The following is a 6,516-nucleotide window of genomic DNA, read 5'->3' as shown; positions in this document are numbered from 1 at the left end:
CCCGCTCGCCCCGCCGTACGAACTCCTCGACACCGGCGTGCACACCGTCCACCACCGGCTGGCGCGGGCCTGGCGGCAGGGCCGCGCCTTCCTCGCCGGGGACGCCGCCCATCTGCTGGGCGCGCTCGGCACCCAGGGCCTGGACGAGGGGTTGCGGGACGCCGAGAACCTCGCCTGGAAGCTGGGCCTGGCCTGGCACCAGGGCGCCTCCGAAACGCTGCTGGACAGCTACCAGGCCGAGCGCCGGGGCGCGGTCGCGGCCCGGCTGCGGGCCGCGGACTCGGCGCTGCCGCTGCTGCGGGACGGCGGCGCGGTCCGCTGGCGGACCGTTCTGCCGGGCGCGGCCCGGGGCCGCAGCACCCTGCTGACCGACGGCCATCTGGGCCGCGGGCCGCTGGGCGCCGCGCCCACGTACGCCCGTACGCCGCTGGCACCGGCCGCCGGGCTGCCCGGTGAGACGGCGGTCGACACCGTTCCCGGGGGGCCGGTCGCGGATGTGGTGGTGACCGCGTCGGACGGGTCGGTGGTGCGGCTGCGCGAGCGCCTCGGGCAGGGGCTGCTGGTGGTGCTGGTGGCGCCCGGGACCGGCGTCTGGGACCGGCGGCACTGGCAGTCGGCGGGGCTGATGCCCCGGCTGACCAGCGCGGTCGGCGCGCTGCCGATGCGCGCCGAGATCCTGGTCACCGAGGCGTATCCGGGCGCCACCGCGCACACCGTGCTGGTCGTGCGGCCCGACGGCCATCTGGTCACGGCGCTGTCCGGGGTCCAGCCGGGCGGGCTGTCGGCCTGCGCGGACGCGGTCCGCGGCGGGGCGTACGGGCGAGAGCCCGGGGAGCCCGCGGAGGCAGCGGAGACCGCCGGGGCGTGCGGGGCCGGGGAGACCGGTGGAGCCGGCGCGGCGGACGGGCCTGGCGGTGCCCCGGGGAACGGTGCGGGGGGCACCGCGGACGGCGCCGCCGGCGATGCCGCGGGCACGTCCCCTGTTGACCCTCCGGGAAGCGCCGTGTTTGACTCCGAGAGTGACTGAGCACAGCTCGCGATTCTGGCGGAGGGTCCATCTGGACCTGGTCCGCTATGCGGGCTGCATGTGTCGTCCGTCCTGTTGATCCGCAGTTCTCCGGAATTCCCCTGCCCGCGCGGCCGTTCGGCGTTGCCCGGCCGCGCCTCTTCGCGATCACTCAGGACGGTGTCCCGTGCCCGATGTACAGACCTCTGCGCGCCCGCGTGCCGCCACCCATGGCGGCGGCCCCAGCGCCTCCGAACTCCTCGACTTCGCCCGCCGCACCGCCGCCGACACCGCGTTCGTCACCGCACTGCCGCTCGACCCCGAAGGCCGTACCTGGATCCGGCTGGACGGACCGGGCGGCAGTGAGGCGTGGCTGATCGGCTGGCCGCCCGGGACCGGCACCGGCTGGCACGACCACGGCGGCTCCCGGGGCGCGTTCGCAACGGCGACCGGCGAGCTGACGGAGCAGTCGCTCGCCGTCCAACTCCCCACCGACGGCTGGAAGACGCTGGAACTCGCCGACGGCGTCGACCGGGAGCGCACGCTCCGCGACGGCCGCGGGCGGGCGTTCGGCCCGCACCATGTCCATCAGGTGCTCAACACCTCCGACACCCACGCGGTGTCCGTGCACGCCTACTACCCACCGCTGCCGCTGATGCGCCGCTACAGCCGGACCGGTCCGGTACTGCGGCTGGAAGAGGTCGAGCGGCCGGAGGAGTGGGGGTGAGCGAGCGCGGCGTGGGAGTCCTCCCGGCTGAAGGCCGGGGGAGAGCCGTGGAAAGGTGCGCGCCTCGTGCAGGCGGGGCCGAGCGGAGCGAGGTTTCGGCATGAGGGAGCGGAGCATGGGGGTCCCCCCGGCCGGAGGCTGGGGGAGAACCATCGGTAGGTGCGCGCCGCGCGAATGCGGGGCCGGGCGGAGCGAGGTTTCGGCATGAGCGCGGTCGATGAGTTGCTGGCACGGGCGCGGCGGACGCTGAGGCGGGTCGGGCCCCGCGAGGCCGCCGCGCTCCAGGACTCCGGCGGGCTGCTCGTGGACATCCGCTATGCGCAGCTGCGAGAGCGGGACGGCACCATTCCCGGTGCGCTGATCGTCGAGCGCAACGAGCTGGAATGGCGGCTCGATCCGACGGGCGAGCACCGTGCCCCTGAGGCGACCCGTCACGATCTGCCGGTCGTGGTGATCTGCAACGAGGGCTATGCCTCCAGCCTCGCCGCGGTCTCCCTGCGCCAGTTGGGTCTGCGCCGTGCCACGGATCTGATCGGCGGCTTCCAGGCGTGGCGAGCGGCGGGCCTGCCGGTGGAGGCGTGACGGGTGGGCCCGTCGTCCACCGCAGTGGTGGCCGGCCTTGAGTCCTCAGTCCTCCGGTATGTGCTGCTCCAGCAGCTCGGGGTCCTCGCCCTCCTCCTCCAGCGCCCGGCGTACGACGCGGAGGGCGAGACCCTCGGGATAGCCCTTGCGGGCCAGCATGCCGGCCAGCCGGCGCAGCCGCTTCTCGCGGTCCAGGCCGCGGGTGGCCCGTAGCTTGCGGTCCACCAACTCGCGGGCGGTGGACTCCTCCTGGTCCGGATCGAGGCGGCCGACGGCCTCGTCGATCACCGCGGAGTCCACGCCCTTGGTGCGCAGCTCGCGGGCCAGCGCACGGCGGGCCAGGCCGCGGCCGTGGTGCCGGGACTCCACCCAGGCGCCGGCGAACGCCGCGTCGTCGATCAGCCCGACCTCCTCGAAGCGGGACAGCACCTCCTGCGCGGCCTCCTCGGGGATGCCCCGCTCCCGCAGGGCGTCCCCGAGCTGCTTTCGGGTACGCGGGCTCCCGGTGAGCAGGCGCAGGCAGATCGCCCGCGCCTGCTCCTCGGGCGTACGCGGCGGTCCCGACTCGGCCCTCGACGAGAGGGAACCACCGCCGTCCCTTCCGGCCGCGCCGTCCTCGCGGGCGGCATCGGCCTCATGGGCGGCACCGCGCCGGCGAGCGGCGCGGCCCGCCCGGCCGCTACGGTTCTCGGGGTCGCCGGCAGCGCCGCGGAAGCCGTCCGCGCTGCTCGGCCAGTCCGTTCGCCGTGTCATCGCGGGCTAGCTCTTGGCCGCCGTGGCCTTGGAGCCCTTGGCGGCCTTGGTGGCCGCCGCCGGCGCGGCCTTGGCCGGCGCCTCCGCCGCACCCGCCGCATCCGCACCGGGCTCCGCCGCCAGGTCTTCCGGCTTCACGCCGATGCCCAGCTTCTCCTTGATCTTCTTCTCGATCTCGTTGGCGAGGTCCGGGTTGTCCTTGAGGAAGTTGCGGGCGTTCTCCTTGCCCTGGCCGAGCTGGTCGCCCTCGTAGGTGTACCAGGCGCCGGACTTGCGGATGAAGCCGTGCTCGACGCCCATGTCGATCAGACCGCCCTCGCGGCTGATGCCCTGGCCGTAGAGGATGTCGAACTCGGCCTGCTTGAAGGGCGGGGCGACCTTGTTCTTGACGACCTTGCAGCGGGTGCGGTTGCCGACCGCCTCGGTGCCGTCCTTCAGGGTCTCGATCCGGCGGATGTCGATCCGGACCGAGGCGTAGAACTTCAGCGCGCGGCCACCGGTCGTGGTCTCCGGCGAGCCGAACATCACGCCGATCTTCTCGCGGAGCTGGTTGATGAAGATGGCGGTGGTCTTGGACTGGTTGAGCGCGCTGGTGATCTTGCGCAGCGCCTGGCTCATCAGCCGGGCCTGGAGACCGACGTGCGAGTCGCCCATCTCGCCCTCGATCTCGGCCCGCGGCACCAGGGCGGCGACCGAGTCGATCACGATCAGGTCGAGCGCGCCGGAGCGGACCAGCATGTCCGTGATCTCCAGGGCCTGCTCGCCGTTGTCCGGCTGGGAGAGGATCAGGGCGTCGGTGTCCACACCGAGCTTCTTGGCGTACTCGGGGTCGAGGGCGTGCTCGGCGTCGATGAACGCGACGGAGCCGCCGGCCTTCTGGGCGTTCGCCACGGCGTGCAGGGTCAGGGTCGTCTTACCGGAGGACTCCGGACCGTAGACCTCGACGACCCGGCCGCGCGGGATGCCGCCGACGCCGAGCGCGACGTCGAGGGCGGTCGATCCGGTGGGGATGACCTCGATGGGTTCGTTGGGCCGCTCCCCCATGCGCATCACGGCGCCCTTGCCGAATTGCCGTTCAATCTGTGCGAGCGCGGCGTCCAGCGCCTTCTCGCGGTCGGTGCCTGCCATGGGTTCCACCCGGTTTGCTTGAGTCGATCGCTTCACGTCCATGACGCTAACGCCTGCCACTGACAATGCGCCCGGACCCGGCTCCTGCCTGTGGATAACCCCGCGAAATGCCCGGGAACCACCCCGGCAAGGGCCCGGGCTACGCGGCCGGATCCCCATGAGAATGTATGTTCGATTTTGGTGTCAAGCGCCCCAGGACACCGCAGGCAAGGACCGAGCCGAGGGCGAGGGCGAGATGGAAGCCGACCGTCGTGGAAGCCGACCGTCTACGCGGCGATCCGCGACTGGAGGAGACAGTTCTCGAACTGCCTTGAGATCACGACGGAGCCGAAGACCCGCAGCGCGCACCAGCAGACCCGCAGCGCGCACCACAGGTCGACGGTGAACGCGATCAGGCGGGGAACCCGCCGGCGGCTCACCGCCGAGGGCCGCCGCCCACCGCTTGCCGGCGGCGCTCACCGCTTGTCGTACGGCACATCCATGGCGACGCAGACCGCCCGCCACACCTCTTTGGCGCTCCATCCCGCCGCCAGCGCCTCATGGACGGTACGGCCGCCGAGCTCGGACATCACGTGGTCGCGCGCGAACGAGTCGGCGTACACCGCGCCGAAGTGGTCCGCCATCCGCTGCCAGAACACCGTCAACCGCATGATTCCCGCTCCGCACCCACTGTGATCCGCCTCCGGCTCCCGCCGCTCCGCGGCCTTACGGACAGGGTGCCATTGTCCCGCCTCCCGGCCGGCCCGCGCGCCGCCCCTCGGCTCGCCGGTTCCCGCACCGGACCACCCACTCCGCACACCCAGTCCGCACGCCCGCCGCGTGACGTCCGTCACGCGCTCGGTTAAGTCTCTGCCAAGAACGCGAATCGGGGTCCCGGCGCGGGGCTAGACTCTTCGAGGTTTGAAAAGGCACCTCGTTCGGTGAGGCGTCTTCACGGACACAGGCCACTGACCCCACGACGTCGAGAGACGCCCAGGTTCAGGACAGGTCTCCCCGGCCTAAGGGGTGACCCCAAGTGGCTTCCCCGGTAAGGGGATTACGCCGTGGAGTGCCAAAGCTCTGACGAGTTGGGGTGAGTCGGCCGGGTATTCCGGTCCGGCCTGCTCCTTGCCGAGTCGTTGCTGACGCGCACCGTTCGCGTCCCGGCCGGAAGGAGGCGAGAGACATGGATTGCAGTTGCAGTAGTCCGGGCCATCATCGGCCCGCCATCCGCCTGTCCTCGCACTCTTCCGGCACGCGGTGACCACCTTCCCTGCGCGGCCTTCCCGCCGCGACGCACCCCCGTATGGCCAGGCGCCATCACGGGCCGCCGTGCTGCGCTCCGCGCAGGGGGGATGACTGCCGCGTGCCCCCCAACACATCCCCCTCCGGGGGGACTTGGGAGGTACGCCATGACCCGCACCACGCTCAACGGCAGCTCCGCGGCCACCGCGTCGCGCACCGCGGTGCTCGATGACGCGCACGTGGGCGACATCCGCGGCGCGCTGGGCACCATCAAGCTCGACGACACCGCGCCCCGCACCGGCCTGTCAGCCAAGCTCAAGACGCTCCTGGCCATCGTCGGCCCCGGCCTGATCGTGATGGTCGGCGACAACGACGCCGGCGCCTTCGACACCTACGGCCAGGCCGGGCAGAACTACGGCACCAGCCTGCTGTGGACCCTGCTCCTGCTCATCCCCGTCCTCTACGTCAACCAGGAAATGGTGCTGCGCCTCGGCGCCGTCACCGGCGTCGGCCACGCCCGCCTCATCCTGGAGCGCTTCGGAAAATTTTGGGGCGCCTTCTCCGTCATCGACCTCTTCCTCCTCAACGCCCTCACCCTCGTCACCGAGTTCATCGGCATCACCCTGGCGGCCGGCTACCTGGGACTGCCCAAGGCCGGCGCGGTGATCCTGGCCGCCGCCATCATCATCGCCTCCGCCTTCACCGGCTCCTTCCGCCGCTTCGAGCGCATCGCCGTCGCCCTGTGCATCGGCTCGCTGCTGCTGGTCCCGCTCTACTTCCTCATCCACCCCAAGACCTCACAGATGGCGCACGACTTCGTGACGCCCGGCATCCCGGGCGGTGCGGGCCAACTGGCAACCGTCATGCTGCTGATCATCGCGATCGTCGGCACCACCGTCGCCCCCTGGCAGCTGTTCTTCCAGCAGTCCTACGTCATCGACAAGCGCATCACCCCCCGCTTCATGCGCTACGAGAAGGCCGACCTGTGGATCGGCATCGCCATCGTCGTCATCGGCGCCGCCGCCATCATGGGCCTCACCGCCGCGACCTTCGCCGGCACCAACGGCCTCGGGCACTACACCGACCAGGCCGGAAT

General features: G+C 72.0%; 8 protein-coding genes, 1 pseudogene and 1 riboswitch. Of the genes and pseudogenes, 5 read left to right on the top strand and 4 right to left on the bottom strand.

Going from position 1 to position 6,516, the window contains the following annotated elements:
- The 4 genes from RZ84_RS41750 to RZ84_RS26575 form a co-directional block, all read left to right on the top strand.
- Positions 1 to 1,027: FAD-dependent monooxygenase (locus RZ84_RS41750; protein WP_241777864.1), on the top strand; the 1,027-nt coding region annotated here is incomplete at its 5' end.
- Positions 963 to 1,106, top strand: a complete 144-nt coding sequence (locus RZ84_RS42525; protein WP_347232791.1) for a putative leader peptide — start codon at positions 963 to 965, stop codon at positions 1,104 to 1,106. The genes RZ84_RS41750 and RZ84_RS42525, both read left to right, overlap by 65 nt.
- Before the next feature lie 87 nt (positions 1,107 to 1,193).
- Positions 1,194 to 1,733 (top strand): cupin domain-containing protein, encoded by a 540-nt coding sequence (locus RZ84_RS26580; protein WP_043266416.1) that lies wholly within the window; start codon positions 1,194 to 1,196, stop codon positions 1,731 to 1,733.
- 204 nt (positions 1,734 to 1,937) lie between these two features.
- Positions 1,938 to 2,315, top strand: coding sequence for a rhodanese-like domain-containing protein (locus RZ84_RS26575; RefSeq protein ID WP_043266413.1), 378 nt, complete (start codon positions 1,938 to 1,940; stop codon positions 2,313 to 2,315).
- Positions 2,316 to 2,360: 45 nt separating this feature from the next.
- On the opposite strand, the gene recX is transcribed toward RZ84_RS26575, so the two are convergent.
- The 4 genes from recX to RZ84_RS26560 form a co-directional block, all read right to left on the bottom strand.
- Complete coding sequence (gene recX / locus RZ84_RS26570) at positions 2,361 to 3,068, bottom strand: recombination regulator RecX (RefSeq protein ID WP_043266412.1); 708 nt, start codon at positions 3,066 to 3,068, stop codon at positions 2,361 to 2,363.
- Positions 3,069 to 3,074: 6 nt separating this feature from the next.
- Positions 3,075 to 4,196, bottom strand: coding sequence for a recombinase RecA (gene recA, locus RZ84_RS26565; RefSeq protein ID WP_043266411.1), 1,122 nt, complete (start codon positions 4,194 to 4,196; stop codon positions 3,075 to 3,077).
- 266 nt (positions 4,197 to 4,462) lie between these two features.
- Positions 4,463 to 4,615 (bottom strand): hypothetical protein, encoded by a 153-nt coding sequence (locus tag RZ84_RS39175; protein WP_157878900.1) that lies wholly within the window; start codon positions 4,613 to 4,615, stop codon positions 4,463 to 4,465.
- A gap of 36 nt (positions 4,616 to 4,651) precedes the next feature.
- Positions 4,652 to 4,846, bottom strand: a complete 195-nt coding sequence (locus RZ84_RS26560; protein WP_043266410.1) for a DUF3046 domain-containing protein — start codon at positions 4,844 to 4,846, stop codon at positions 4,652 to 4,654.
- 255 nt (positions 4,847 to 5,101) lie between these two features.
- Positions 5,102 to 5,275, top strand: a riboswitch (M-box (ykoK) riboswitch).
- A gap of 312 nt (positions 5,276 to 5,587) precedes the next feature.
- Here RZ84_RS26560 and RZ84_RS41745 point away from each other — a divergent pair.
- Positions 5,588 to 6,516, top strand: a pseudogene (locus RZ84_RS41745) (divalent metal cation transporter); the annotation flags it as partial.

It is taken from the genome of Streptomyces sp. CT34, from assembly GCF_000805335.1.
In the GTDB taxonomy this organism is placed as follows: Bacteria; Actinomycetota; Actinomycetes; order Streptomycetales; family Streptomycetaceae; genus Streptomyces.
This window is presented reverse-complemented; position numbering and strand designations above follow the sequence as displayed.

Bases quoted from the DNA above. Each gene is read 5' to 3' on its own strand.
- RZ84_RS42525 (WP_347232791.1), top strand. From the start codon at position 963: ATGCCGCGGGCACGTCCCCTGTTGACCCTCCGGGAAGCGCCGTGTTTG.
- RZ84_RS26575 (WP_043266413.1), top strand. From the start codon at position 1,938: ATGAGCGCGGTCGATGAGTTGCTGGCACGGGCGCGGCGGACGCTGAGG.
- recX (WP_043266412.1), bottom strand. From the start codon at position 3,068: ATGACACGGCGAACGGACTGGCCGAGCAGCGCGGACGGCTTCCGCGGC.
- recA (WP_043266411.1), bottom strand. From the start codon at position 4,196: ATGGCAGGCACCGACCGCGAGAAGGCGCTGGACGCCGCGCTCGCACAG.
- RZ84_RS26560 (WP_043266410.1), bottom strand. From the start codon at position 4,846: ATGCGGTTGACGGTGTTCTGGCAGCGGATGGCGGACCACTTCGGCGCG.